The 25,641-nt window shown below is 47.2% G+C and carries 22 protein-coding genes and 1 pseudogene; 9 read left to right on the forward strand and 14 right to left on the reverse strand.

The features are described from left to right. On the reverse strand, positions 1 to 699 hold the full coding sequence (locus tag CMR00_00525; GenBank protein PIO49306.1) for a YggS family pyridoxal phosphate-dependent enzyme: 699 nt from the start codon (positions 697 to 699) through the stop codon (positions 1 to 3). 112 nt (positions 700 to 811) lie between these two features. Between CMR00_00525 and tig the strand changes: the two genes are divergently transcribed. Next, positions 812 to 2,116 (forward strand): trigger factor, encoded by a 1,305-nt coding sequence (tig, locus tag CMR00_00530; protein PIO49199.1) that lies wholly within the window; start codon positions 812 to 814, stop codon positions 2,114 to 2,116. Here the strand turns inward: tig and CMR00_00535 are convergent. After that, positions 2,113 to 4,197, reverse strand: coding sequence for a hypothetical protein (locus CMR00_00535; GenBank protein PIO49200.1), 2,085 nt, complete (start codon positions 4,195 to 4,197; stop codon positions 2,113 to 2,115). The genes tig and CMR00_00535 overlap by 4 nt on opposite strands. Before the next feature lie 139 nt (positions 4,198 to 4,336). Here CMR00_00535 and CMR00_00540 point away from each other — a divergent pair, with 139 nt between their 5' ends. Beyond that, positions 4,337 to 4,951, forward strand: a complete 615-nt coding sequence (locus CMR00_00540) for a recombination protein RecR (protein PIO49201.1) — start codon at positions 4,337 to 4,339, stop codon at positions 4,949 to 4,951. Between the two features lie 110 nt (positions 4,952 to 5,061). Continuing rightward, positions 5,062 to 5,538 carry a hypothetical protein gene (locus tag CMR00_00545; GenBank protein ID PIO49202.1) on the forward strand — a complete coding sequence of 159 codons (477 nt, stop codon included), beginning with the start codon at positions 5,062 to 5,064 and terminating at the stop codon, positions 5,536 to 5,538. Between the two features lie 72 nt (positions 5,539 to 5,610). Here the strand turns inward: CMR00_00545 and CMR00_00550 are convergent, their stop codons facing one another. The 5 genes from CMR00_00550 to CMR00_00570 all read right to left on the reverse strand — a co-directional run bounded on the left by CMR00_00550 (position 5,611) and on the right by CMR00_00570 (position 11,823). After that, a complete protein-coding gene (locus tag CMR00_00550; protein PIO49203.1) occupies positions 5,611 to 7,086 on the reverse strand; it encodes a hypothetical protein in 1,476 nt (491 codons plus the stop codon). 164 nt (positions 7,087 to 7,250) lie between these two features. Then, a complete protein-coding gene (locus tag CMR00_00555) occupies positions 7,251 to 8,423 on the reverse strand; it encodes a 6-phosphofructokinase (protein ID PIO49204.1) in 1,173 nt (390 codons plus the stop codon). A gap of 177 nt (positions 8,424 to 8,600) precedes the next feature. After that, complete coding sequence (locus CMR00_00560; GenBank protein ID PIO49205.1) at positions 8,601 to 9,167, reverse strand: 3-deoxy-D-manno-octulosonate 8-phosphate phosphatase; 567 nt, start codon at positions 9,165 to 9,167, stop codon at positions 8,601 to 8,603. Between the two features lie 5 nt (positions 9,168 to 9,172). After that, the gene (locus CMR00_00565; protein PIO49307.1) at positions 9,173 to 10,009 is read right to left on the reverse strand and encodes a 3-deoxy-8-phosphooctulonate synthase; all 837 of its coding nucleotides are present in this window, start codon (positions 10,007 to 10,009) and stop codon (positions 9,173 to 9,175) included. Positions 10,010 to 10,119: 110 nt separating this feature from the next. Next, a complete protein-coding gene (locus CMR00_00570) occupies positions 10,120 to 11,823 on the reverse strand; it encodes a hypothetical protein (protein ID PIO49206.1) in 1,704 nt (567 codons plus the stop codon). Positions 11,824 to 11,990: 167 nt separating this feature from the next. On the opposite strand from CMR00_00570, the gene CMR00_00575 reads away from it, so the two are divergent. The 3 genes from CMR00_00575 to CMR00_00585 are packed head-to-tail and all read left to right on the forward strand — an operon-like array spanning position 11,991 to position 14,845. After that, on the forward strand, positions 11,991 to 12,173 hold the full coding sequence (locus tag CMR00_00575) for a hypothetical protein (GenBank protein PIO49207.1): 183 nt from the start codon (positions 11,991 to 11,993) through the stop codon (positions 12,171 to 12,173). 23 nt (positions 12,174 to 12,196) lie between these two features. Further along, on the forward strand, positions 12,197 to 13,432 hold the full coding sequence (locus CMR00_00580) for a hypothetical protein (GenBank protein ID PIO49208.1): 1,236 nt from the start codon (positions 12,197 to 12,199) through the stop codon (positions 13,430 to 13,432). Between the two features lie 18 nt (positions 13,433 to 13,450). Then, positions 13,451 to 14,845, forward strand: coding sequence for a hypothetical protein (locus CMR00_00585; GenBank protein PIO49209.1), 1,395 nt, complete (start codon positions 13,451 to 13,453; stop codon positions 14,843 to 14,845). Between the two features lie 94 nt (positions 14,846 to 14,939). On the opposite strand, the gene CMR00_00590 is transcribed toward CMR00_00585, so the two are convergent. Together CMR00_00590 and CMR00_00595 are read right to left on the reverse strand one after the other, a co-directional pair. Further along, positions 14,940 to 16,634, reverse strand: a complete 1,695-nt coding sequence (locus tag CMR00_00590; protein PIO49210.1) for a formate--tetrahydrofolate ligase — start codon at positions 16,632 to 16,634, stop codon at positions 14,940 to 14,942. Between the two features lie 81 nt (positions 16,635 to 16,715). Then, positions 16,716 to 16,946: a hypothetical protein gene (locus tag CMR00_00595; protein PIO49211.1), complete on the reverse strand. Its 231-nt coding sequence runs from the start codon at positions 16,944 to 16,946 to the stop codon at positions 16,716 to 16,718. Here CMR00_00595 and CMR00_00600 point away from each other — a divergent pair. After that, entirely contained in the window at positions 16,941 to 17,180 is a 240-nt protein-coding gene (locus CMR00_00600) for a hypothetical protein (GenBank protein PIO49212.1), read from the forward strand. The two genes, CMR00_00595 and CMR00_00600, sit on opposite strands and share 6 nt — an antisense overlap. 18 nt (positions 17,181 to 17,198) lie before the next feature. Here CMR00_00600 and CMR00_00605 read toward each other — a convergent pair. The 5 genes and pseudogenes from CMR00_00605 to mgtE all read right to left on the reverse strand — a co-directional run bounded on the left by CMR00_00605 (position 17,199) and on the right by mgtE (position 23,850). After that, a pseudogene (locus tag CMR00_00605) lies at positions 17,199 to 18,714 on the reverse strand (membrane-bound O-acyltransferase family protein). A gap of 5 nt (positions 18,715 to 18,719) precedes the next feature. After that, positions 18,720 to 20,099: a hypothetical protein gene (locus CMR00_00610; GenBank protein ID PIO49213.1), complete on the reverse strand. Its 1,380-nt coding sequence runs from the start codon at positions 20,097 to 20,099 to the stop codon at positions 18,720 to 18,722. After that, on the reverse strand, positions 20,062 to 21,489 hold the full coding sequence (locus CMR00_00615; protein PIO49214.1) for a hypothetical protein: 1,428 nt from the start codon (positions 21,487 to 21,489) through the stop codon (positions 20,062 to 20,064). Before CMR00_00615 ends, CMR00_00610 begins: the two co-directional genes overlap by 38 nt. A gap of 143 nt (positions 21,490 to 21,632) precedes the next feature. Beyond that, positions 21,633 to 22,307, reverse strand: a complete 675-nt coding sequence (locus CMR00_00620; protein PIO49215.1) for a fatty acid hydroxylase — start codon at positions 22,305 to 22,307, stop codon at positions 21,633 to 21,635. Positions 22,308 to 22,467: 160 nt separating this feature from the next. Continuing rightward, the gene (mgtE, locus tag CMR00_00625; protein PIO49216.1) at positions 22,468 to 23,850 is read right to left on the reverse strand and encodes a magnesium transporter; all 1,383 of its coding nucleotides are present in this window, start codon (positions 23,848 to 23,850) and stop codon (positions 22,468 to 22,470) included. Between the two features lie 419 nt (positions 23,851 to 24,269). Here mgtE and CMR00_00630 point away from each other — a divergent pair, with 419 nt between their 5' ends. Then, a complete protein-coding gene (locus tag CMR00_00630; protein PIO49217.1) occupies positions 24,270 to 24,992 on the forward strand; it encodes a hypothetical protein in 723 nt (240 codons plus the stop codon). A gap of 18 nt (positions 24,993 to 25,010) precedes the next feature. Beyond that, complete coding sequence (locus tag CMR00_00635; GenBank protein PIO49218.1) at positions 25,011 to 25,613, forward strand: peptidylprolyl isomerase; 603 nt, start codon at positions 25,011 to 25,013, stop codon at positions 25,611 to 25,613. The last annotated feature ends 28 nt before the right edge of the window (positions 25,614 to 25,641 follow it).

Consider the following 25,641-nt stretch of genomic DNA (forward strand, 5'->3'; position numbering starts at 1 on the left):
TTACACAAGGGAACTGCGTTCTCCGAAGATAGCTGTGCCCACGCGCACCATCGTGGCGCCTGCTGCAATAGCATCTTCAAAGTCGCCGCTCATCCCCATTGAAAGTTCGCTAAATGTCTCTGGGCAGGGCGAGAGGCGTTTTAATTCTTCAAAGAGTACTTTCATGGCTTTGAATTCATCTCTTGCTTTCTCGTGATCGGCTGACCCAATCGTCATCAAGCCTCTTAGTTCAAGATACGGTAACTCAAAAATTTTTCTGGCTGCGCTGTATGCATCCTCTGGCTTGAAGCCGTGCTTGCTCTTTTCACCAGAGATGTTGATTTCAAGCAAAATCGGCACACGTTGTGCTGACTGGGCAGCTCGCCGTGAGAGTGCCTCTGCTAAGTGAAGACTGTCAAGGGTTTGAATCATCGCCACCTTGCCAACCACGTGTTTGACTTTGTTGGATTGCAAGTGTCCGATAAAATGCCATTCAATATCGAGCGCGCAGAGCAAGGGGTGCGACTGTTTGTCCAAAAGCTCTTGGACATAATTTTCGCCGAACACGCGCTGTCCTGCCTCATAGGCTTGCAAAATTTGTGCAGCAGACTGTGTTTTTGAGACTGCAACGAGCCTCACACTCTCTGGCGTGCGCCCGCTTTGCTTGCAAGCGCGCTGAATCTTCTGGCGAATTTGCCGTAAGTTTTCCAAAACACTCATGGGTACAAAAATGCAAAATTTGCTCGGATCGAGCGCAGCATCTGCCACAAGAATTTGGCGTAAGTTTGTATCTTATAGCAAACAAGTTTCATTCACCTAAACTTTTTTTGCTTTGAATAATACGATCACAATGCTCAGCGCCACCGAACAAGAAATGACGCTGACCTTAGAGCCCGCAGAATTTGTGCCCGTCTTTGATGAGCGCTTCAAAGAAGTTCAAGCTAATGCACAGATTAAAGGCTTTCGCAAAGGCAAGGTGCCCATGGAAATGGTGCGTCGCCTCATGGGCAAAGAAATTGAAGCCGAAGCCATTGAGTTTCTTGCTAGCAAATTTTTCAGCGAAGCAGCTGAAGAAAAAAAGTTGAAAATTGTCGGCAAGGCTCGCTTGCGGCATTTTGAATATGAGCCGAATCGAAAGCTGACGATGTATGTTCAGTATGAAGTCCAGCCTGAATTTGAACTCAAACCGTTTGAGGACTACACGTTTACGAAAATCAAATACGAAATTACTGAAGCCGATATTGAGGATGAAATAAAAGCGCTGCTTGCACAGCAGGGGGTTTGGGTTAGCAAGGACAGTGAAGCGACAGGCGAGGATTTGGTTATTGCCGATATGCAAAAATTAGATGAAGCAGGCATGGCAATCATCGGAGCACGCTATGAGCAACAGGAATTTCTGCTCAATGAACTGGCTGACGACAGCACACTCAAAAAGGCTTTGCTCGGTGTCAAAGCTGGCGATGAGCGGCTGGTGGATGTAGAGTTGCGCAAAGACAACGGTGCGGTAGAACTGACGCGCTTTCGTGTGTCGGTCAAAGAAGTCAAGCAACTCGATCTGCCTGAACTGAGCGATGAACTTGCCAAAGAATTTTCAGAAGGCAAATGTCAGACCGTGCAGGAATTGCGTGAGGATATTCGTGTAACGCTGGAAAAATACTACGAAATGAAAGCTGAAGATGATTTGCTTGAAGAGATTGCACAGCGCTTTGTGAAAGACAACCCGATTGAAGTGCCAAGTTCTATGACACGGCTGTTTGAAAATCTGCTTGTCGATAATGCGCGTCAGCGCATCGGTGGCAATTTCCCACGCGGGTTTAATGAAGAAGCCTTTCGGCGCGAGATTCGTCCAAGCGCAGAGCAGCAAGCCCGCTGGATGCTGATTCGCAACAAAATTGCCGATATGCACGGCATCAAGGTAGAAGAAGCGGATATTTTCGCTGAAGCTGAAAAGGAAGCAAAAGCAACAGGTTTAGATCCAAATCAACTCAAACAAGCCTATTTGAGTGATCAGGTACGCGACTATGTGGTTGACCGCATCATACGTCAGAAGGTGTATGATCTGCTCAAAAGCAAAGTGAAAATCAACATAGAAACAAAGCCAGTGCCAAGCCGACGCCAGGTGCAGCGTTCTGCTTAAAATCGTGCGCGCAGACCAAGACTAAGTGTGCTGGGGCTATTGCTTGGAAATTGTTCATTGCCGCTGCCAATTGTAGCTACATCAGCACGAAACACGTTGGCATAACGCGCAGCAAGTTCTACCTGTGGAAAAATCTGATAACGTAGATTGATAAACACACGCTGACCCTTGCCATTGTGGGCATAAATCGTGAAGGTCAGAGGTAAGTCGTTTTCAAACGCATAGACGGCTGCGTCAAATGAATCTGTCTGAAAAAAAGCAAGTCTGGCATCAAGAGAAAGGCGCGCCTCAAAGAGATCAAGATTTACATCTTGCGCAATAAGCCAGCCTAAATTACGCTGCGTCTCATTGACAAGCTCGCGTGTAAAATGTCGTGCTTCTACGCGCGTGCGCAGTCGTAAGCGTGCAGAGAGTTGGTAGATGAAATCCGTGCGTATGCGTTCTGTGCGCTGCGGTGTGGCAATCCGATATTCTCGACCTAAGACATCGAGTTGTGTGAGTGCTTCTTCACGCGTTTTGAGTTGCAGCAGTGTTTCAATAAGCAGGTCACGGCGAGGCTTGTAAGAGATTTGAAGCAGCATGTCATTGCCCGATGAGGGCAGAACTGTGTTTGAGGCAATAAAAGGAAACTCGTAGTAATCGTAATACGCGCGCACTTTCAGGGTAGGCGAAAGTCGAATGTCCGCCCCGAGATAAACCCCGCGCTCATTGCGACCCTGTGCGCCACCGCTGGTTTCAGAAAATGCATTCGCTCTTGGCGAAAAGTAGGATGGCGAATAATTGCGCACATGAATCACACCTCTGATGCCTCTTGCAAATTCAGTCTGTACCCCGAAAAGCCATGAGAGGGCATGTTGCTCCACTGAGTATGCCGCTTCACCAAAGAAGTTGAATTGATAGAACAAGTAGTCAAAATCCAATGCTGCAATATTGGCAACATCGCCACGAAAGCGATTGCGGTTGAATAAATCATCTCTGGGAATAAATGGTCTGTCGTATCGTGTTTGGTAGAATGTGCCGCCAAGACTGAAGAGATTGTCAAAAAGTTCCGTGTTGAGTTGTGTGCGTGCGCCGAAAGCAAGTTCATCAATGTTGCGCTGGCGGGCAATTTCAGACGCTGTACGGAAAAGCCCATCAAAGTTTAAGCTCGAAAATGCGGTGTCGTTAATTGTTCCACTAATCAAATTGCGTGAATAAAATCCGATAAAGGTCAGCGCGCCAAATTCGACTTCGGCAGCAAGCCCGCGAAAAAAGTTTTGCTCTGCTGTCGAGGTGTATGGACGCACTTGCCGAAGTGAGCGCTTGACAGTTGCAACTGCTTCTGGGCTTTTGAAGAAAGCGCGTCCAGTTTGCATTGCTAAGCCTTGACCGAAGGCAAGATTAAAATCGCCAATCACGAGAGATTTAAGGTTGTAAAGATCGCGTGCGTACAGCGTTGCCGATGTGAAATCAAAGAGAGAGACTTCACCGACGTCTTTTTCGGCAAGTGCAGAGATGAGGAAATTGTCGGACAAAAAACCTTGAACGCGATTATAGACGCGCGGCGCAGAGCCTTGATACGCTCCGTTTTGAAACCCTGCGCGCAAAGGCGTCTCGACAAGTGTGCGACCAATGTATTCAAGTGAGGCGCGCTGCCAGAGCACCCCGCGCTCTAAGTCATCTAGAAAAGAGGGTTTGGCGAGGTCTTGCGTTTTGATGCGTCCGACTGTAAGAAAATCTTCTATGAGATCATAAGTGTCTTCATCGATCAGCGCGCGCAGTTCTGCAACCGACTTGAAGCCATTTTTTTCTTTGCGATACTTTAAGATACGCTCGACATCGGGCGCAGTAAGAAAGGGAATAGAGAGTAACTTTGCAAAGCCAGAGGTGTTAATGTTGATTTTTTGCAAACGCAAAAGATTAAACTGCTCTAGAATTTCGCTGTTGCCACTTTGTTCATCGGAGAGATCAAGCAAACGATCTAAAGTCTGCCGGCGGAGTGTTTCCACACTGTCGGGTAGCGTGGAAAGAGAGTCGGTCTTTTGCGCCAAACCGAGCTTGTAGAACAACAGCAAGAGCATCATGCACAAAAGCCACTTCATCGGTCAAGCTGTTCATTCTTTGAGCAGTTTTCACAAACATACAAAATAGCTATAGTTTCTGGCAGGCAAAAGCGTATTAGAAAGTAACATGCTTTGTAGCGCGCCTGTTCCGTGCATAAAACGATAAACTATTCTCAGTATGCGATATACCTCACAAGCTATTGAAACCTTAGTAGAAGAATTTGCAAAGTTGCCGGGCATTGGTAGGAAAACTGCACAGCGACTTGCGCTGCATATTTTGCGAGAAAAAAAAGAAGAAGCGCAACTGCTGGCTAAGGCAATTCTCGATGCAAAAGAGCAAGTGATTTATTGCAGTATCTGTCAAAATATGACTGATGTGCATCAAGATCCTTGCCCAATTTGCACGAGCCCGAAACGTAACCGTACCATCATTTGCGTCGTGGAATCACCAAGTGATGTGATTGCCTTTGAGAAAACTAATCAGTACAATGGTCTCTATCATGTCTTGCACGGCGTGATTTCTCCGCTTGATGGTATTGGACCTGATGATCTTAAAATCAAAGAATTGCTTGTGCGCCTTCATGCAGAGGGCAAAGACGCCGTGCAAGAAGTTATTCTGGCGCTAAATCCGACCGTGGAGGGCGAAACAACTGTGCTCTATCTTGCCCGACTGCTCAAGCCACTTGGCATCAAAATCTCGCGAATTGCACGTGGCATTCCAGTAGGCAGCGAATTAGAATACACTGATGAAGCGACTTTGACACGCGCGCTGGAAGGACGCGCTACACTTTGAGCAAGCGTACAGATGAGCTTAGCCAGGGCTTGTTGAAAAAAATCCTGAAACTTTCTGCCATGTGTTGCGCATGTTTTACTTTGATCTTAACGCCTTCTTGACGAATATCTATGAAACGATTGTACCGCTCTTCACAGGATTGCCTTATTGCTGGTGTCGCATCCGGGCTCGGTGAATACTTCGATATCGACCCCGTCTTGATTCGTGTACTCTTTATTGCAGGTCTCTTTTTAAGCGGGATTAGCGCAGTGGTGTACCTGACACTGTGGATAACTATGCCGCAAAGAAAGCCTTCACTGCTGGCTAATGCGCCTGAAAGTGCGACAGCAATAACGCCAGAGTTTCAACAAGAAGACGCATATTCTACTCAAGCGCGCAAAAGACGCACGTTGTCATTTGTTGGTGTGGCGCTTATTGTGCTCGGTAGCATCATTTTGTTTGAGCAATTTTTTCCAGAATACACTATCAAGTACATCTGGAAGTACATCTGGCGATATATCTGGCAGTATGTCTTACCGCTTACACTTATCGGTGTTGGAGCATTTTTGATTTGGAAAATGCGGGCGCAGTCAGAGAGCAAAGCATAAAATTTCTGACACCATCTTGGTACAATATCCTGCCATGAATACCACGTAATTGCCGTTGCGATTTTAGAATGACTAATCTTTCATTTTCCAGATTTTGAACTCTAACGGCTCTAAGGTCAGTTTGAGATTGCCGTCTTTTGTCTGCAGTTGTTTTTCTGCGTTCCAAACCTCGATAAGGGTTTTGTTGGGTTCGGTTTTCACAAACCCGTTGAATGGGGTTTTGCTAAGATTTGCAGCAACAATCACGCGGCTATCTTGATGCTGGCGCTCGAAGGCGAAAACGGCTTCATCGTTAGAGGTCCGCAATTTCGTCATGGTGCCGCGTGTAAGGGCAGGCTCAGTTTGGCGTAGTGCAATGAGCCGTTTGTAGAACTGCTTCCACTCTCCTGCGTCTGGGGTATTCCAATCAATTGGGGTCTTTTCAAACAGGCTAATGCGTGTCGGGCTGCCAACTTCATCGCCATTGTAGAGCATGGGCACACTGCGAATTGTGCCATAACCGCCAAGAGTAAAAACCAGAGCAGCAGTCAGCTGAGCAGCTGTCTTGCTGCCAAAGTGTACCTGCGGAGTTCCATCATAAGCATTTTTATCGTGGTTCGTGTTGAAGCGCATGCGCAGTGAGTTTTTGGGAAAGACTTTTTCTTCTTTTTCTAAAAGGTCGTGCAACAAGAGAGCGTTGTCTTTGCCTTTGAGAATTTTAGTGAGGGCATCGTAAATCGTCCAAGAGTAAGTCAGATCGAAGCCGGCGACATGGTGTTCGGGCAAGGTGCCTTCGGAGAGCAGCATCAGCGAGGGCTTGACCCGACGCAATTCTCTCAAACTCTCGGTCCAAAATTCGGTTGGAATAAGTTCAGCAACATCGCAGCGAAAACCATCGACATCATATTCCAAAATCCAATAGAGCATCACATTTTTCATATACTGGCGCACTTCGGGATTATTGTAGTTAATATCAGCAACATCAGTCCAATCATCATTAGGTGAGACAATTTCCCCATTTTTATTGCGCCGATAAAAATCGGGGTGAGTGCTGATGAGTTCATTATCCCAAGCGGTGTGGTTGAGCACCATATCAAGAATAATTTTCATGCCTTGCGCATGAACTGCGGCTACAAGCGATTTGAAGTCTTCCTTTGTGCCATAGAGAGAATCAAGTGCAAGGTAGTCTTGAACGGAATAAGGGCTGCCGAAAGTGCCTTTGCGTTTGATCTTTCCGATGGGGTGAATGGGCATCAGCCAAATGACGGAAACGCCGAGGTCGCGCAGTTCGGGCAAGCGCGCTTCTAAGGCTTTGAATGTGCCTTCAGCGGAGAAATTACGAACAAAGACTTCGTAAATGATAGCGTCTTTGACCCAGTCAGGTGAAGGCAGTGCGGTTTCATTGGGCAACGCTTTGGGCAATTTGGCATAGCCGCGAATAAAGAACAGAATCGTGCCAATGAAAGCGACGGCAAGAATGAAGAGCACAAAGAAAAGTCGCATTTGAGGATGGTGAATTTTGTTAGCAGAGCGTTGGATGATGAATGGATGTTGCGGTAACGATAACATCACAATGCATATTCAAGAAATATAAGCGTAGAAATATAAGCGTACGATTAGTGTTTATGGTTCAACATAGCAAAGAGCGGATTGAGCCTTCAAGCCAACGCACATTGAAAAAACAGCTTTCACTTGAACAAAGGCTCTACTTTGTGAGGTAAATCCCAAAAGTGTTATTCGGGTTCGCCAAACGATGTTCCAACGGATCGGGCTGCACGAATCAGATCATGATCGAGCGGCACAAATTTGTTTTTGCCTGCAACTTCAGCGATGGGAACAGAGACGATTTCATTCCCACGCAAAGCGGACATGCGTGCAAATTCACCGCGCATGACCATGTGGGCAGCATGCACACCAAAGCGTGTAGAAAGCAAGCGGTCGAAGGCAATAGGCGAGCCGCCACGCTGTAAATGCCCAAGCACAGTTACGCGCACTTCAAGGTGCGGAATGAGTTGCTCAAGTTGGTTGGCAAGCCGCATACTGACTCCGCCCAAGCGAATTTGGTCAAAACTATCCTTGACAATTTTCTGAACAGTTAACTCACCGCCAATCGGCTTTGCCCCTTCCGCAATGACGATAATGGTAAAGCCTTTACCCTGCTGATTGCGTCGTCTGCACACTTTAGCAACGGTTTCAATTGAGTAAGGAATTTCAGGAATGAGAATGACATCAGCACCGCCAGCGACTCCTCCATAGAGTGCAATCCAGCCAGCATAGCGTCCCATAGCTTCAATGATCATCACGCGGTGATGCGACATTGCTGTCGTGTTGATGCGATCAATAGATTCACAGACAATTTGAACCGCTGAATGAAATCCGAACGTAAGGTCAGTTGCCATCAGGTCATTATCAATGGTCTTTGGAATCCCAACGGTGGGCAATCCCATATCGGTAAAGCGCGCCGCCATAGACATGGTGCCATCGCCACCGATAGCGACAAGTGCATCAATGCCAAGTTTTTTGGCATCGGCGATAACTTTCTTTGAGACATCTTTGAACTCGCCGGTCTTAGGCTGATACTGACGAAACGGATTGGCTTTGTTGGAGGTGCCTAAAATCGTGCCACCTTTATCGATAATGCCCGACACACTTTTGTAATCTAGCTCGACATAATCATTCTCAATCATGCCTCTAAATCCATCGCGGTAGCCAATCACTTTCACCCCGTAGTCATTGATTAGAGTTTTGACCAAAGCACGCAGTGTAGGATTTAAGCCAGAGCAATCGCCGCCGCTGGTGAGCACACCGACCGTTTTCACTTTCTTTGCAACACCATTAGAAGAGCGAGCGGAGCGTTTTGCGCTTGAGGGTGCAGAAGACGTTTCGGAAGACGCCGTTGATTTCATAGTTACTCCCCGATTAGATTATCAAATTATCATATCACGAATTATCAAGATACGAAAGAATGCGCTGTACTGAAAACAATCAAGCGCGTGTGAGTTGCAATTCAAATGCAATTGAACAAGATTGAATCATCAGAAGACTTGAAGAGAGAGCGTCAGAAACAAGCGCAAGAGCAGCATTTAGCGGTAGAGTTCGCCATATCGCCACTTGCCTTGTTCAACGAGTGTGAGTTCAATAACATCACGTACGCAGCCTTTACCGCCTTCGAAAGCGGAGACATAGCCGACATTGTAACGCAGGGCATCGATACCGTTAAGTGGTGTGGCTGAAAAGCCAACCTTTTTGAGAATCTCTAAGTCGTCGTAATCATCGCCGATGTAGAGACACTCTTCATCTTTCAACCCATAAAGTGTCTTGATTTCTTCGTAGGTTTCAATTTTGCTTCTGATGCCAAGATAAACATCGGTTACGCCGAGCTCGATCATTCGGCGCATAGTGGCTTTTGAAGGACGCGTGGAGATAACGATGATGCGTAAGCCTTGTGCAAGGGCTTCTTTGATTGCAAAGCCATCACGTGCAAAGAATGTGCGGATTTCGTCGCCTGATTCTGTGTAGTTGATTTGTCCATCGGTCAGCACGCCATCGACGGAGAGAATGATGACGCGAATGTGTTTGAGCGCTTCTTTATAGCGTTTGAAACGCTCTTCTTCGCTAATCGCGGAAGTTGGTATTCCCATGAAGTCCATTGACGTCAGTCAAGTTTGGTTTTGAAGGTGCTGGAAAGCTCGAAGAGTGCCTTGAGCTCACGTGCAAGTCGCTCAAAGTGCTTGAGCGGAACTTGCGTGGCGGCATCAGATTTAGCACGGCTTGGGTCGGGGTGCACTTCCATAAAGATGCCCGAGATGCCGACGGCAACAGCAGCACGTGCAAGCGCTGGGATGAAGCGGCGCTCGCCTGACGAGACCCCATTACCAGCACTTGGCAATTGAACACTATGCGTTGCATCGAAGACGACAGGCAGGCCTGTCTCTGACATAATAGGCAAAGCTCGATAATCCACCACGAGATTATGATACCCAAAACTTGTACCACGCTCAGTGAGCATCACTCTTGAATTGCCCGTCTCCAGAACCTTTGCGGCAGCTTTGCTCATATCGCTTGGCGCCATAAACTGCCCTTTCTTGATGTTGACGGCTTTACCGGTTTTGCCCGCAGCTTGCAAAAGTTCTGTTTGGCGTGAAAGAAAAGCAGGAATTTGCAGAACATCGACATACTCAGCTGCAAGTTCAGCTTCGACGGGCAAATGCACATCGGTGAGCACAGGCACATCAAGTCTCTCTTTGACTTCACGCAGAATTTTCAGCGCTCGCTCATCGCCGATGCCCGTAAAGGAGGCGGACGAAGTACGATTGGCTTTTTTGTAGGATGATTTGAAAATTAAGCCTACGCCGACACGCATGGCGGCGTGCTTGAGTTTTTCAGCAGTGCGTAACACCAGCTCGCGGCTTTCCACGACACACGGACCTGCAATGAAAAACAAGTGCTTTGGGTCGCCGACCTTTAGGGCGTCAATGTAAAACGGCGTGATTTTCACAGGCTAACTGCGTTCTCAAAACTGCAAAGATAACAATTTGCTTGTAAATCTCAATATGGAGATACTGTAAGCAAGAAGCCAATAGCACGAACAAAACAAGCTATTCAATCGCGCTCTGAGTAGTCACGCTCAATGATGGTATGCAAAGCAGGCAGGAGCGATGTCTTTTTGTCTTGATAGCGCTGCATTGATTCCAAAATGCGTTCCAGCATCTGAATAGTATCGAGAATGTGTGCGCCTTTATTGAGCATGACGCCTTCAGCGCGCTCTGCTAGCGCGACATCGGAAATTTCGGCGCGTGATGGACGCCCTTTCTTGGCTAGTGTCTCTAAGACCTGGGTTGCCCAGATGATGGGAATATGAGCTGCTTCACCTAAACGCAGCAACTCTTCTTGGATATGTGCCAAATTTTCCCAGCCAACTTCCAGCGCTAAATCGCCACGCGCAATCATCACGCCGATAGGGTAGTGGCGCATAGCCGTAAGCAAAATATCAGGAAAATGATGAAAGGCCTTTTGCGTCTCGATTTTCAAAATTAAGCCTAAGTGCAAGGCATTAAGACGAGCTAGCTCATCGAGCAAAAGTGAGACATCATGCGGTGTATTAATGAATGATGCACTAACTAAATCGGCATGTTCAGCAATAAAAGGCAAGTCAGCGAGGTCTTTGCTGGTAAGTCCGCTTAGATTCAAATCGGTCTGCGGCAAGTTGATGCCTTTATCGCTGCGCAATTTGCCAATCTCACTGGTCGTATGTGTAATCTCAATTGCCAGTTCTTCACAGGAAGCATGGCGAACGACACCTTCGATTGCACCGTCATCGAACAAGATGGGGTCGCCGATTTTTACATGTGAAAAGACTTGCGGCAGAGTGCAAGCAATGTGTGCCGCTTTAATGCATTCGCCATTGGCATTGTATTCAGCAGGCTCGCCCGGAATATCTGCTTTGTGCAAGAGGAGTGTATCGCCAACACGCAAGATGATTTTTTCTTCGCGTGGCGGTAGAGCAAGAACTGGTGAAGAAGCCTGCGTACGTTCTACGGTCAGCACCACGCCCGTAGCAAAATATGCGGAGTCATAACATTTGGCGCGCCAAAGGTGTTTTTCAAGCTGACGCTCCAGTTTAAGCATGCCATGTTTGCCGCGCGTATCGACAAAAGTGATTTTATCATCCTCATGCAATCCAGCAAGCCACTGCGCATCGACAGGCAAGGTATCGGGCGGTAAAATTGGTGTAGGTGCAGAAAGATAGACGACCGCAGGAGCAACAGCTCTGCCATAGAGGTCACGCTCTGGTGAAAGATGCAAAACTTGTTCACCTTGCTTCATTGCCCCAGTGCGAAGTTTAGGCCCTGCAAGGTCCATGCAAATTTTGCATGAAGTATCAAGTTCATGTGCTGCTGCGCGAATGTGCTTAATCATGTTTAGCCAAGTTTGTTCATCGTCATGCGCACAGTTAATTCGCGCGCAGGTCATGCCAGCAGCAATAAGGTTTCTAATCAGAACAGGATTATCTGCAGCATCGCTGGGCAGTGTAACCATCACAGCCACGTGGCTACCACGCTGCTTTTTGCCAAGCAGGGCAACCGTATGACGTTTGAGCAGCGTCTTGCCTTCCTTGACTGAAATTGGCGGGTGAATAGCTCGAGGTGTTTTGCCTAAAATAAGTGAGCGCAGCACAGTACGCAAGGTCAAGAGTGTCGCGCGCACATGCCGCTCAGACCGACCTAAGCTCGAAAGACCATACAGGCTCAAACGACTTTGTAGTGCGCGTACATCTGATTCACGCAGCGCAAGGTAATGCACCAAGTTTTTGCACTTGCTAAATTGCTCAAATGAACGTCTTCCAAAACAGACTTGTACTTTTTCTCTAGTGTTTTCGTTCGCTCCACAAGCGCTTCAATTTCTGAGAGCATCCATTTCAGGTCGCTTTTCTTGAACTTCATGATGCACTACAGGTTAGCTGAAGAAAAAGGATGCCGAAAAATACAGTTTTACGCAAAAAAGTAAATCCACACAGGGTAAGAAAAACCTCTGCATATTTTTCTTTCTTAAGAAAGAGTGTGAACTTTGTGCAATTTGCGCCAGCGCACAGACGTACTGTCGTCATTGTAACGATTGCACAGCAAGGTGCGAAAAAAAGTGTTGTCTCAACCTAAAAACTATGTTGTAAGGAGAAACTATGAAAGGATTTACTGTACCACTTGTGCTCCTACTGCTGTTCGTAGTAGTAGGTCGTGCAGTGTATGCGCAAGTACCTAAATCGCAAGAGGCGACGTTCGTGGAAAGCTACTCACCGACGGAAGTGACACTCAAAGCCAAAGGTATTGGCTTCAATGTAGATGAAGCTGAACGTGATGCACGCAAATGTGCAGTCTATTTCCTGCTCTACTCTGCCAACGATGCCATTTTGCAAACTCCCGCTGAAAAAGAAGCCTTCAAAGCCATTGAGCAGGAATTCTTCACCGACGCCAATATCAACAACTACATCACGTTCATGAGCAACTCGATTTTAAGCAAAGTAAAGTTGCAAGACGGGAGCGTCAAAGTAGAAAAGCTCATCCGAGTCAATCGTGAAAAGCTGAAAGAAGACCTGGTTGCCAAAGGTGCGATTGCAGGCACAAAAGACTTAGCGGCAATTGCAGGCAATCCGTTTATCATGGTTTTGCCTGAAGTGCCGAAGGGACAGAGTCCGATTGCAGCCTTACAGCGCGATCCCAACATCAAGAAAGGCGCCGAAGTGATTGAATCATATTTGACCGCGCGGCGCTACGAAGTCAGAGTACCTGAACAACAAGATGCAGTAAATGATCTGGTAAGCGCAAAAAAAGCTGTCGCTGGCATTCAAGACGATATTGCCTACAAACTGGCACTCTCAATTGGAGCAGATATTTACATCAGTTACAATGTGAAGATTGAGCAGGGTTCAATTGGCAAAAAAGCCTCAGTAGGGTGCCGTGCCTATGAGACTACCACTGCACGATTGCTCGGCACAGAAACAGGATACAGTCCCGAGCGCCCAGATGTGCCTGAGGCAGCATTGATTGAAGAAGCTATGAACTTTGCCATCGACCGCGTGCTTAGCCGCATCAATGCGTATTGGAAAGAAGATATTGCATCAGGGCGGCAGTATAAGGTCATTTTCCGCATCACCGGCAAGTTTGATGACCCCGACGACTTGACCGACGCACTTGAAGATGTGCTTAAAGAAGTAACAACAAAGCGCAAGAATAATGCAACGACAAAAGAAACTGTGGATTGGATCTTGTGGCAAAACAGCTACGAGAGTGAGCGCGATTTCTTCAAAGCCATAAGCAAAGCATTTGAAGCCAACAAAAACATCAAAAAGTTGGGTGCAAAACTCAAACGCGTCAATGTCAATCGCAAACTGATGTTGTTAGAAATTATCAATTCTTAGTTGAAAAGGAGAGTGAGTATGAAATTCATCATCAGTTATCTCGTGCTCTGGTGTGTTACGCTAAGCATTGCGCTGGCGCAAGCGCAGCCTACATGGGTCAGCACGGGCAAAAGTCCGAAGTATCCGCAAGAGCTGTATTGGGTAGGCGTAGGGCAAGGCATGGGAGCAAAAGCGCTGGACGAAGCCAAAGCCAAAGCCAAAGCAGAAATTGCTAAACAGTTCAAAGTGACGGTCTCGACCAAATCAAAACTCGTGCAGACAGAAAAAATCGTTGGAAGTAGTGCATTAATTACCAGCGACTTAACTGACCGCATTGAGACCGAAGTTGAAAAAATGCCGCTCATTGGGGTTGAAATTGCAGAAACCTTTGAGTCAAAAGTAACAGGCAAAGCATTCGCACTTGCTGTGCTGAACCGTGAAGAATTTACCAATACCTTGAAAACAGAACTTGATGGTGAGATTGCAAAGATTCGAGAAAAAATTGCCTCTGGTGCAGCGCTTTCAAGCAAAGGTGACATCGGCTCTGCAATTAACGCTTACATGGAAGCCTTGGCAATTGCAGAAGAAGTTGGTCCGAAGGTGGTTTTCTTCAACATTGTAGCAAAAGGTTATACGCTGCCCGAAGATGTTCGACCGGAGTTTATTGAGTCGCAGGTGCGCGATGAACTCTCCATGATTGTGCTAAAGAAAGCTGGCGGCGACAATCAAAAAGGCAAAATCGGTGATGTGTTGCCTGAACCTTTGACCGTGCAAGCCCTCTGCAATGGTCAACCCATTCGCGGTGTGCCGATTACCTTCAAAGCTGGCGATGAAGTCGTCGAAAAAGTTATCACAGGCGAAGATGGGCTTGCAAAGTTGAACTATGTTGTGCAAGCCTTAGGCATCAAAGGCAACAAAGCTAAAGTTACAGCGACGCTTGATCTTTCGCGCCTCTCAGCAACACTGCGCTCCGAACTGCGAAACATCACCACGCTGTCTTTTGATATTGCTGTGGAAGGTATTGGCAGTTTTGCCTGCGATGTGGAAGTTGCCGATAATGACATCACCGATGGACAAAACGCAATGCTTGCCAAAATGGTAGTGCAAGCCTTAGAAAAAAATGGTGTAACCGTGCAACGTAACGCGCCTATCGTTGCGCGTGGCTCTTTTACGGCAAAAGAGGCGGGTACGGTTCAAACGATGAATGGACCGCTCGTACTGCAAGACATTACATTTGAGGTCTTTTTCATCAATCGTAATACGCAAAGTGTGCTCAGTTCCGTTGCCGTCAATACAAAAGGTTTAGGGCGCGACAGCGAAGAAGCCTTACAAAAGGGACTGAACGCCTTGCGGTTGCCACCTGCAAAACTTTCGGAAGCAATTGGTAAAGCTCGATTAGCAAGCGCGGGTGGAGGTAGTGCAACGAAACGATAAGCCGCGTACCATCAGATAAATTCTGAAAGCAAAAGCCACGCTGAAGGCAATCAACGTGGCTTTTTTGATGTGGACGCCTAAAAACACAGTCAGATTAGAACAAGCCAACGATATTGCCATGCTCATCAATGTCAATGGTTTCAGCGGCAGGGACTTCAGGCAAGCCGGGCATACGCACCATTTCTCCTGTGATTGGCACAAGAAAACCTGCCCCAGAGGCAATTTCAATTTCACGCACACTAAGTGTAAAGCCTGTGGGTCTGCCAATAAGTGCGGGATTGTCGGAGAGCGACTTTTGCGTTTTAGCGATGCAAATTGGGAGCTTATCAAATCCAAGTGCTTCAATTGTTTTGAGGTCGTTTTGAGCCTGCGCTTGGAAGACGACTTTTTCGGCGCCATAAATTTTTGTTGCAATTGTCTCAATTTTTTTCTCAACGCCCCACGACCAATCATAAAGTGGTGTAAAACCTGTGCTGCTTTGTGTGGCTTGCAGCACATATTCTGCAAGTTCTAATGCGCCGCCACCGCCATGTGCCCACACTTCTGAAACGGCAGCCTTCACGCCGAGCGATGCACAATGCTTGACCACCAAGTCTAATTCTTCTTGTGTGTCTGTATAGAACTTATTGACCGCAACGACGGGCTGCAAGCCAAACTGCTTTGCATTTTCAAGATGCTTATCGAGGTTGGCAAGCCCCATGCTAAGTGCAGCAAGATTGGGGTGCTTGAGCGTATCGAGTGCTGCACCGCCGTGGTATTTCAGGGCACGCACGGTGGCGACAATAACAATCGCTTTGGGTGAGAAATTGCCATATCCGCACTTGATGTGAAGAAACTTTTCGCCCCCTAAATCAAAACCGAAGCCAGCTTCCGTGACGGCGTAATCAGCAAGCGATAAACCCATGCGTGTGGCAATGATGGTATTTGTGCCTTGAGCGATATTAGCAAATGGACCGGCATGAATAAGCGCGGGATTGCCTTCAAGGGTCTGTACAAGGTTGGGTTTGATAGCATCTTTCATTAGCGCAGCCATAGCACCATGTACTTTAAGGTCACGCGCAAAGACAGGTACTTTGTCGCGTGTGTAGCCCACGAAGATATTCCCAAGTTTTTCTTTAAGGTGGAAAAGATCGTTCGACATGCAAAGAATTGCCATGACTTCAGAAGCTGCAGTGATATCGAAGCCAGTTTCGCGTGGAATGCCGTAACCTTTGCCACCAAGTCCTACGATAATTTTGCGCAATGCACGGTCATTCATATCCATGACGCGCTTCCAGCGCACCGAGCGCGGCTCGAGGTTAATGGTATTCTTGCGGTTTTGAATGTTGTTATCAATGACCGCTGCAAGCAAGTTGTGTGCTTTTTCCACAGCAGGAAAGTCGCCTGTAAAATGCAAATTGATCTCATCCATAGGCACAACTTGTGAATAGCCACCACCTGTAGCACCGCCTTTGATACCGAAAACAGGACCAAGTGAAGGTTCACGCAGCACGGCAACGGCTTTCTTGCCCAAACGATTGAGCGCTTCGGTCAAGCCAATCGTGGTCGTGGTTTTACCTTCGCCAGCGGGTGTGGGTGTAATGGCGGAGACTAAAATCAGTGTGCTTTTCTGTGCTTTTGCCAGGTCAATGAGAGAAAGCGGCAGTTTAGCTTTGTATTTGCCATAAAGTTCAAGATGCTCGCCGTCGACACCGAGTTTTTCTGCGACTTCTACAATCGGGCGCAGTTTGGCTGCACGAGCAATTTCAAGATCAGTTTTCGGTGTGGAGGAAAGCGAGGTCGTTGCCATAGTAATGAATAATTTTGTTATTAATTGGAAAAAAGTTGCTGAAGTTAAGCTCTTTGCTTATTTGTACAAAGTAGCGCCGAATCAGATGCATGCCCACCAAGTGTAGTGACCATCACACGGAAGTTTGAGGATTTGCAGCAAAGGCTCTATCTTGAACGGATTTTTGAAATTGACCAATCCAATCACTATGGCTTCAAAATACGCCGCGAGCGACGATGCCTCTTCGTTCAGCGATGTTGGACTTAAGTTAGACCCGCAAAAAGAGCAAGAGTTTCGCGAGATTGTGCAAAAAAATACAATGGTGATTTGCACGCTGCCCTGCGCCAAGCTATTGAGTATTTTCTCATCTATGAAAAATCGCGTAACCTCAAGCAGGTCTCAGAGACGCTGCGCGAAATTCAAGGCAAAATTTCGCGCATTCGTGAAATGAGTTCGCAAATTTCCGATACGATGAAAGTAATCAATGAAACTAATGCACGCATTAAGGAAGCGCAAGAAGCAAGAGAAGCTAGAAACGGTGCTCCGCCTAAGTCGGCTAACACCTGAATCTAGTCGATTCGCTCATCAGAACTGGAAATAGATAAACGGCTGCATGTCGGCTGAGATGGCTTGATAGACCACAAACACGACCGCAGCAGTTGCTACGGCTTTAGCATATATCGGTGATTCCACAAACACAGCCTTGCCATATTCTTTCCAGGCAGCAGGCATCCACTGCCAGAAGAAGCCCAATGCCAAGATTGCAAACACACCAGCATATCCTGCAACAATGTTTGGAATGAGCGCAAGTTCAATGCCGCCAGAGAGTTTTTGAATCATTTCAAGAGCAAGGTCAAACGACTCTGCACGGAAAAAAATGCGCGTGAAGGTGATAAAAGAAAAAGTGATAAAGACAGAAGTCATCATAATCCACCAGCGTTGATCGTCTTTGAACGGGCTAACACGCCGCCAGTAGCGATAGAAGAGCAGAGCTAGACCGTTGAGCCCGCCCCAGATTACGAAATTCCAACTTGCCCCATGCCACAAGCCACCTAGGAGCATCGTTGCCATAATGTTGAAGTTGGTGCGCCACTCCCCATGGCGATTACCACCAAGTGGAATATAAAGATAATCGCGTAGCCAGTTGGAGAGCGAAATATGCCAGCGTCGCCAAAACTCAGCGACATTTTCGGCTTTGTGCGGTTCGTTAAAATTCGGTGCAAGCCTAAAGCCCATCATGAGCGAAAGTCCAATCGCAATATCGGTGTAGCCTGAAAAATCGCAATAGACTTGCAAGGAGTAGGCATAGCAAGCCATCAAGGCTTCAAAGCCAGTGTATGCGCTGGGATGCGCAAAAATGCGATCAACGAAATTGACGGAGATATAATCGGAAATCAGCATTTTTTTGAGCAGTCCTTTTAGCACAAGAAAAAGGGCGCTGCCAAACTCGGCTTCACTCAAACGATAGGGCTGATACATCTGCGGAATAAAAACTTGCGGCGCGCACAATAGGACCAGCAACAAGCTGCGGAAAGAACGTAACGAAGAAACCAAAATCCAAAAAGTTCTTAACAGGCTCAAGCTCTTTGCGATAAACATCAATCACATAACTCAATTTCTGGAACGTGTAGAAAGAAATACCTATCGGCAAGATGATGGTATCAATATCGAAGTGTGTACCAACAAAGCCGTTTGACCAGTGCGCCAGAAAGTTGAGCGGTTTCAGGTTGGTTTGAAAGAGCGCATTATACGACTCTGTAAAGAAGTACGCATACTTGAAATAGCCAAGTACGCCCAGATTTAGCGCAATACTTGTCCAGAGCCATGTTGCACGCACTTTACCTGCTGTGCGATGCATGACAAGACCGATGGCGTAATCAGCAACGGTAGAAAAGAGCAGAAGCAAGAAGAAAAGTCCAGCAGTCTTGTAGTAGAAAAAAACGCTGACAAGAAAGAGATAAGCGTTGCGCCAATTTGATTTGTCATAGACAAGGGTGTAGCCAGCGAGGACAACGGCAAAGAACCACCAGAATGCGCCACGCGTGAATATCATGGGCATGTCAGGGTTATAGGCAAAGATGGCGTAAAGCCACTCAAGCATCTCGGTCATTGCTTATTTGTCGCAAACTCTTCTTCGCGATACGTGTTGTAAGCCTCAATGAGTGCGTCAAAGAAAAGATCGCCAAGCAAGGTATAGCCACTGTGATTGAAATGCACTTTATCGCGCTTGGCAAGCTTGGCTTGTTGCCAATAGGCAAAAGATCTCAGTCCACCCATCACTTCGAACAAGTCCCAAACAGCAGCGTTATGCTTTTGAGCTAAGCGGAAAAGTACTTCGCGTGCGGCAAGTGTGTTAAGATTTGGCGCACGCGAGCGTCGGAGATTGTCGCTATTGGTAACAAAAAGAATCGCAGCGTTAGGTGCAACTGATTTGACCGTGCGCAAGAGATTTTCGTAATCCTCTTCGAATTTTTTAGCGTCAAAATATTTGCCACGTGTGTCATTGACGCCGATTGAAAACACGATTAAATCAGGGTTCAAAAGCGCAAGTTCTTTGCTCAGCAATTCGCAGCGCAGGTAAGAGCGTACGGTTGCGCCGTTGATACCGATAGCGCTGTAAGAAAATCCAGCGCCATTGCGCTCCAGAAGCAGACCGCGCAAGACAAACTCACTTTCAGCGGTGCCAACTTTGACAAACGAAAGTCGCACACTGCGTAAGGGGTGCTCAAACTCAAAAGCGGTATAGCCAGCGGCACGATTGATAAAGCATTGATGCGGCAGTGTCGTATCTGAAAGTCGTACAAGGTAGCCCTCGTCTTCGATATTGTGGAATACTTTTACTTGTGTGAAGGTGTATTGTGGATAAGGGTAGTCGAGCCAGCCATCGCCTGTAAGAATAATTTCTAGCTCAGCCAGACTGTCGTGTGTGGTAGCTGCCACGCCTGCAACACCAATAGGCAGTTCATCTTTACGTTTGACATTGCGATGGGCGCGCCAATGTCCATGATAATTTACCCTAAAGTTAGGCGAACCGTTTGAATGTGCCAGTTTTTGTGGGAAAATGAAACCGCGTTCGCCCTCACACTCGGGCTGCCATTCACGCAGCCGGCGCCGCACTTGTCCTGTCCATACATCAGCTTGCACATGTGAGCCGCCAAAGTGCACGATGCGCACTTTGCCTGACGCATGGTGTTTTAGGCTATCCATCTTCTCAAAAAATCTGCGAAAGGGCTCAGAGGTTTTGGCTTTGCCTAGAAAAGTCAGTTGATTGGCGCTGTATCGGATAAAGTCGTATCGTTTGCTCGCGGGCTTTCTTTTGAGCGCGGGTGTATAGTGCGTGCTGTTTACAGCTGGAACGCCGCTGAAAGTGAGAGCAGAGCGTAAAGCTAAGGCGTCGGCTCGCGCAGCAGGCAAGAGGAAAAGAAAGAAAAAAAGCACTAGCCAGAGCTTAGTTTTGCAAAAAGGCACGATCACCCGGTTTTGCATCGGCAGTGTAAGTTTTGCGTTGCATAACTTGCTGATACTCACTGTAATCTTTCAGAAAAGATTGGATAAACATTTGCGCAACTTTTTCTGCGCCGTTTCGGGTGAAGTGGGTATAATCTTCAATTGCTAACTTTTGCTTAACCCATTTCGGCATGGAATTTTTTCCGCCCATCGCTGCATACATATCCCAATAGACGCCCTCAAAAGAGTGCGTCAAGCGAAGCATCATATCACGCAATTCAGGTAAATAAGCATAAGTTACAAATTTGTCTTTCCATTTCGTCGACATATCTGATGGACCAATCACAATCAAGTGCAGGCCAAGAGATTTGAAGAGACGAAATTGCTTTGTCAGATGTGTCTCATACCACTCGAGTTCTTTTTGACTTTTGATGTAAGGCACTGCGTTGCCGCCAAATTGAAAAATCACTGCCTTGACATTCATCGCCTTAATGTTTTCTGCAAAAAGTGCTGAATCCATCTTAACGAATTCAACGCCTGAGGAGCCACGAATAGGAATATTGTCCACGGCAACACCATTTTTGCCATCGAGCGCGATAGCATACACTTCTGGACTCTGACCAGTAAATCTCAATCGCAAGGGTTCTTCAGGTTGAGCAAGTGTCCATTCCAGTTTGGCAAGTCGTTTGCCTTTTTGGAGTGTTTTTTCGCCGTGTGATGTCGTGCCACTTAGACTAACCTTTGTACCTGCTTTGGCATTGCCGTATAGCATGCTGATACGCGTTGCTCCAAGCATGGGCGAAGCAGAAGTCTTTTTCTTGAAAGAAAGCAGGGCTTGTGTCTCTTGATAGTCGCAGTAAGCCGCCATAATGCCAAATCGGTTATGCTTGGGCTTTGAACTGTCTCCAAACACAGCGTAGCGCTGCCAATTCTCTGACCAACTGTGTGAAAGCGATAGGGAATTAGTAAGTGGTTTCGGCGAGATAAGACCGACGCCTGAACCGCCGAAGCGGCTTTGTAGCACTTGCCGAATGGTGCTGGTCATGCGATCTTCTTCGATTTGAGAATCGCCGTAGTGCAAGATGCGTATGGGCTGCGAGGCTTGTGAGGATTTCTCAAGTTCAGCAAAGAGGGGATAGAGCACACTTTTGTCGTCGTTCGGGTAAATAAGGCGTGTGGAATCGTTAGGGTCAATATGATATTTGGCACGGTTTGTAAGGGCAGCTTTTGTGCTGGGCAGGGGTGCGGCAGATGCAGCAGCAAACTCTGGTGGCTCGAGCTCATCCATGCCGATAAGGGCACGCACGCTAAAGAATCGGAGCGAAAATTTTTCGGAAAGTGCGATGCCTTGTTCAGGAAAGAAGGCAGCCAGCACACCAAGCATCAAAAAAACGCTAAGGAGAAAAAAAAGAATTCGTGCTGGCTGCATAGATTCATTCTAGTTCGTTTCAGTATCTACTGCAATTAACTCTGACGGCTTACTGTGCTAAGCAATCAATCAAAACAACCCTGAATAGAGACGAGCATATTGCTGCAGCTGGTTGTAGCAAGCTATACCGAAGGGTAGTAGTGCTACAACTCAAAGTTTTGCTCGGATGCACGTTTCTGAGTGTGCGTGCTGTGGGTTGCATGGCGTGCTGTGAACGTTGTGCCAAAGACATAATCCCAGAGCGGTGAGCTTACGCCATAACCTTGATTCGGTGATTGAAAGTGATGGCGCATATGATGCTCACGCAAGTAGCCCCAAATACCACCCTTAATCGGGAAATGGTGCACGGCATAGTGTCCAATATCATAGACAAGATAGCCGGCAACAAATCCTGCCATAAAGGCTGGCGTAAGAACTTTGCCAAGTGTAAAATAAAATAGTGCATAGAAGATGGCGGCAAGGGGCAAGCTGATTGGCAAAGGCATGACTAAACGCCATGCATCGCTGGGATAGTCGTGATGCACGCCATGCAAAATCCAATGCAAGCGCTGTGCCCAAGCACGCTTCGGTTGATAATGAAAAACAAAGCGGTGCAAGACATACTCAGCAAAGGTCCAGGCAAATGCACCAGCTGCAAAGAGTCCTGCTGTCAGAGCAAGGCTAACTTCAAATTTTGCTATCGAGAGATAGAGCAGAAAAAGTACCATGGGCACATAAGCCCAAAGCGGTGAAGTCCAATGCCAACGTGAGCAGGCATCGACAAAGTCGTTTTCGAACATGCGAGGGGATTCATTCTTATTTGAGACATAGAGTTTCATTTTCTGCACAAAATTTAGGTTGCTTTTCTAATTTGCTATGGCGCAAGCGCGTTAAGCCAAAACTCCCTTACGCCAAAAGAAAAACAAGGGTTTCGTGCACCGCAGTGAGGCAGTGCATAACGCAACTGCAAATATACGAAAACGCAACGCGGATTGTGTGCTAAATACCTAAAACGAGCTTAGCGACGGTAAAGTAGATCACAAGACCCGTGGCATCGACAAGTGTCGTGATAAGCGGTGCAGAAAGCACTGTGGGGTCGTAGCCCAAGCGTTCGGCGGTAATTGGGATAAGTGCCCCAATGATATTTGCCCATGTGCAGATGGCAATCACGCTGAGACCGACCGTGAGCGCAAGGTGCCAATCGCCGACGCGAAACAGGGCAAAGACACTTGCAATTATGCAAAGCAGTAAGCCTAAGGCAAGCCCAGTGGAAAGTTCTTTGAAGAGGACCTTAAACCAGTCATTTGGCTTGATTTCACCGATGGTCAAGCTACGAATGATGGTTGAGACGGTTTGCGACCCAGCGTTACCGCCAGTGCCAATCAGCAACGGAATAAAAATTGTCAGCACCACAACCTGTTCAATAGCATCTTTGAAGCCTTCGAGGACATTGGCGGTGAGTGTGCCACCCACGAAGAGCAAAAGCAACCATATTAAGCGCTTGCGGACATTGGTCCATATCGGTGTTTCGAAGTAGGGCTTATCGGTTGCACTGGTTTGCACGCCACCGAGTTTGAGATAGTCGCGTGTTTCTTCTTGAACAATCACATCGACGATATCATCTACGGTAACGATGCCAAGCATGCGGTTGTCGTGCGTAACCACAGGCAGAGACAGCAAGTTATACTTTGAGACGAGAACTGTAGCTTCCCAGCGTTCTTCGGTAGGTAAAATGCTAATAGGGTCGCGCTGCATAATATCCTCGACACGGTCTTGGTCGTCGGCAAGTAGAAGGTCGCGCAGGCTAACCACGCCAACCAGGCGCTTCTCTCCATCGTCGCGCTCTAAGACATAGACATCATAGATTTCGCGCTTGCGTCCTAATTTCTGTTGGCGCAAGACCAGTTTCTTTGCCATCTCGACGGACATATCGGCATAGACAGCGGTGAATTCTGTGGTCATCATAGAGGCGATGCTGGTGAGCGGATAGCGCAGAAAATTCTGCAACTCCGTCTGCATATCCTCAGGCAGTTGTGAGAAAAGCTTTTGATTGAGTTGCTCGGCTTTCTCACCTTTTGCCAAGTGAAGTTGTCGGAAGAGATAGACACGCTCATCGGTGCGCAAATTGCGGATGATTTCAACGGCGCGGTCGTTGGGTAGCGCCAGAAAAAGGTCTTGCAAGTTGGGGAAAAGTCGTGTTGCAACTGTTTCTTGTGCAACCTCAATCGGTAACTGAGTCAGTACCTTCGCTGCCTTTTCTATCGGCAGTTCACTAAGATACTCTGCAATATCAACTGGCTGAAGTTCAGCAAGCTCCTCAATAGAGATTTCCTCGGGGAGCGTAGCTGTATCGAGACCATTATTGCTATTAAGTTCAGGCATTGCCGTCGCTATGTTTTAGCAAAGAGTTACACGGTTCTGCATAAATCTGACATATGGTATGAGCGGCAAAAGCGGCACTTGCATGCAACTCTGCGGAATCCAACTAATTCAAGCAAACTGTGCCAATAGAGCGCTGCCTAAATGTGATAGGGAAACACACAAGTTTCTACCTTGGTTATGATGAACGGAGTAAGATTTAGTAAAGAACGCGCTAAGTGATTTGCGTTGCTCAAAAAGAGCGTCGGCGCAAATGGTAACGTCTTGTTGGATTAAAGATGCCCGCACCACGAGAAGTGCACAAACGGCCGCTACGTTTTGCTAATTAACACTCTCTCGGCTAAATTGGAAGTCTTGTTAGCAGTTTTTTGAGTTCCGTCGGCGGTTTTCTAAATTTGCAGCCCAAAATTCTAACGCAAATCATGGCAGAAGAGACGATTCAGAAGACAACCAAATCCGCAGCGTCTTCAAAGGCAGCATCAAAACAGAAAGGGTCAAACGACCTAGCGAATTTGGAGGTCTGGTATTATCAACTTGTCAGTTTCTATGAACGCAATCAAAAGGTGGTGATAGGCGCTGGGGTTGGTGTTGTTTTACTTGTTGCAGGCTTGCTGTTTTGGAATCAGCGCAGTGCCATGCTTGAGCTTGAAGCAAATGAAAAGTTGGCTCAAATACTGCGTGCCCACAAGGAGGGAGATTGGAGCGCAGCGATTGAGGCAGATAGCACGCACATGGGGTTAAAGATGTTTGTGCAGCGTTATGCGGGTACAGCATCAGGTGAAATCGCCAAGTTTTACTTAGGCAATGCGCTCTATGAGCGTGGCGCAATTGATTCGGCGCTGGCGCTCTACAAGAGTGTCTCTACGAAATCTCCGCTTCTGAAAGCAGCGGCAATGGCAGGTGAAGCAGCTTGCTATGAACAAAAGCAGCAGTATAAACAAGCTGGGGAACGCTATCGCAGTGCTGCGAACAGTGTGCAAAATCAAGCTTACGAAGCCTACTATCTCAGTGATGCTGGACGCGCCTTCGAACTTGCCGGTGAAAAAAAGCAAGCACTTGAAATTTTTGAGCAGGTCAAAAAGAAATTCCCGCTTACACTTCAAGGACGTGAAGCTGAAAAAGCAATTGCACGTCTAAAAATCTGAACCTAATTTCCCCTGCTGATGATGCGGTGGATGGCTTACGCAATGCTTTTGCTCCCAACATGGCTCTTGCTAGGATGCGTCAAACAAAGCCTCTCCGATAAAGCACAGGAGGATACAAAAGGCACATCAAATCGCGCAAAGTACCGTGTCGAGACCCCAAAAGGTGAATTTATCATTGAGCTTTTTGATGATACGCCGCTGCACAAGCGTAATTTCGAAAACTTGGTAGCACGCGGCTACTACAACGACCTTGCATTTCAGCGCATTGTGCCTGAACTGATTGTGCAAGCAGGAGACCCAAAATTTCGTTCAAAACCAAATCCTGAGTTGGATTCTCTGGGCAATCTGACGTTGCCTGCTGAAATCAAGCACTCGCATTTTCGTGGCACGCTGGCTGCAGCACGCAAAGACGACAAAGAAAACCCACAGCGTGCATCTTCGGCGACACAGTTTTATATTAACCTCAATGACAATCGCTTCTACGATGGCAGTTACACGGTCTTCGGACGTGTAGTTGCAGGAATGGAAACGATTGATAAAATTGCAAAAGTTGAGCGCGATGGCTACAATGTACCCTATGAGCGGATCTGGATAAAAATTTATCCGCTCGCCGAAAAATAGAAGTGTTGTGCCAGTTGCCGTAATCATA

It is taken from the genome of [Chlorobium] sp. 445 (genome assembly GCA_002763895.1).
In the GTDB taxonomy this organism is placed as follows: Bacteria; Bacteroidota; Chlorobiia; order Chlorobiales; family Thermochlorobacteraceae; genus Thermochlorobacter.

Excerpts from the sequence above, each read along its gene's own strand:
- CMR00_00525 (PIO49306.1), bottom strand. The coding sequence starts at position 699 with ATGAGTGTTTTGGAAAACTTACGGCAAATTCGCCAGAAGATTCAGCGC.
- CMR00_00535 (PIO49200.1), bottom strand. The coding sequence starts at position 4,197 with ATGAAGTGGCTTTTGTGCATGATGCTCTTGCTGTTGTTCTACAAGCTC.
- CMR00_00540 (PIO49201.1), top strand. The coding sequence starts at position 4,337 with ATGCGATATACCTCACAAGCTATTGAAACCTTAGTAGAAGAATTTGCA.
- CMR00_00545 (PIO49202.1), top strand. The coding sequence starts at position 5,062 with ATGAAACGATTGTACCGCTCTTCACAGGATTGCCTTATTGCTGGTGTC.
- CMR00_00550 (PIO49203.1), bottom strand. The coding sequence starts at position 7,086 with ATGTTATCGTTACCGCAACATCCATTCATCATCCAACGCTCTGCTAAC.
- CMR00_00555 (PIO49204.1), bottom strand. The coding sequence starts at position 8,423 with ATGAAATCAACGGCGTCTTCCGAAACGTCTTCTGCACCCTCAAGCGCA.
- CMR00_00560 (PIO49205.1), bottom strand. The coding sequence starts at position 9,167 with ATGGACTTCATGGGAATACCAACTTCCGCGATTAGCGAAGAAGAGCGT.
- CMR00_00575 (PIO49207.1), top strand. The coding sequence starts at position 11,991 with ATGCCGAAAAATACAGTTTTACGCAAAAAAGTAAATCCACACAGGGTA.
- CMR00_00580 (PIO49208.1), top strand. The coding sequence starts at position 12,197 with ATGAAAGGATTTACTGTACCACTTGTGCTCCTACTGCTGTTCGTAGTA.
- CMR00_00585 (PIO49209.1), top strand. The coding sequence starts at position 13,451 with ATGAAATTCATCATCAGTTATCTCGTGCTCTGGTGTGTTACGCTAAGC.
- CMR00_00590 (PIO49210.1), bottom strand. The coding sequence starts at position 16,634 with ATGGCAACGACCTCGCTTTCCTCCACACCGAAAACTGATCTTGAAATT.
- CMR00_00610 (PIO49213.1), bottom strand. The coding sequence starts at position 20,099 with ATGCAAAACCGGGTGATCGTGCCTTTTTGCAAAACTAAGCTCTGGCTA.
- CMR00_00615 (PIO49214.1), bottom strand. The coding sequence starts at position 21,489 with ATGCAGCCAGCACGAATTCTTTTTTTTCTCCTTAGCGTTTTTTTGATG.
- CMR00_00620 (PIO49215.1), bottom strand. The coding sequence starts at position 22,307 with ATGAAACTCTATGTCTCAAATAAGAATGAATCCCCTCGCATGTTCGAA.
- mgtE (PIO49216.1), bottom strand. The coding sequence starts at position 23,850 with ATGCCTGAACTTAATAGCAATAATGGTCTCGATACAGCTACGCTCCCC.
- CMR00_00630 (PIO49217.1), top strand. The coding sequence starts at position 24,270 with ATGGCAGAAGAGACGATTCAGAAGACAACCAAATCCGCAGCGTCTTCA.
- CMR00_00635 (PIO49218.1), top strand. The coding sequence starts at position 25,011 with ATGATGCGGTGGATGGCTTACGCAATGCTTTTGCTCCCAACATGGCTC.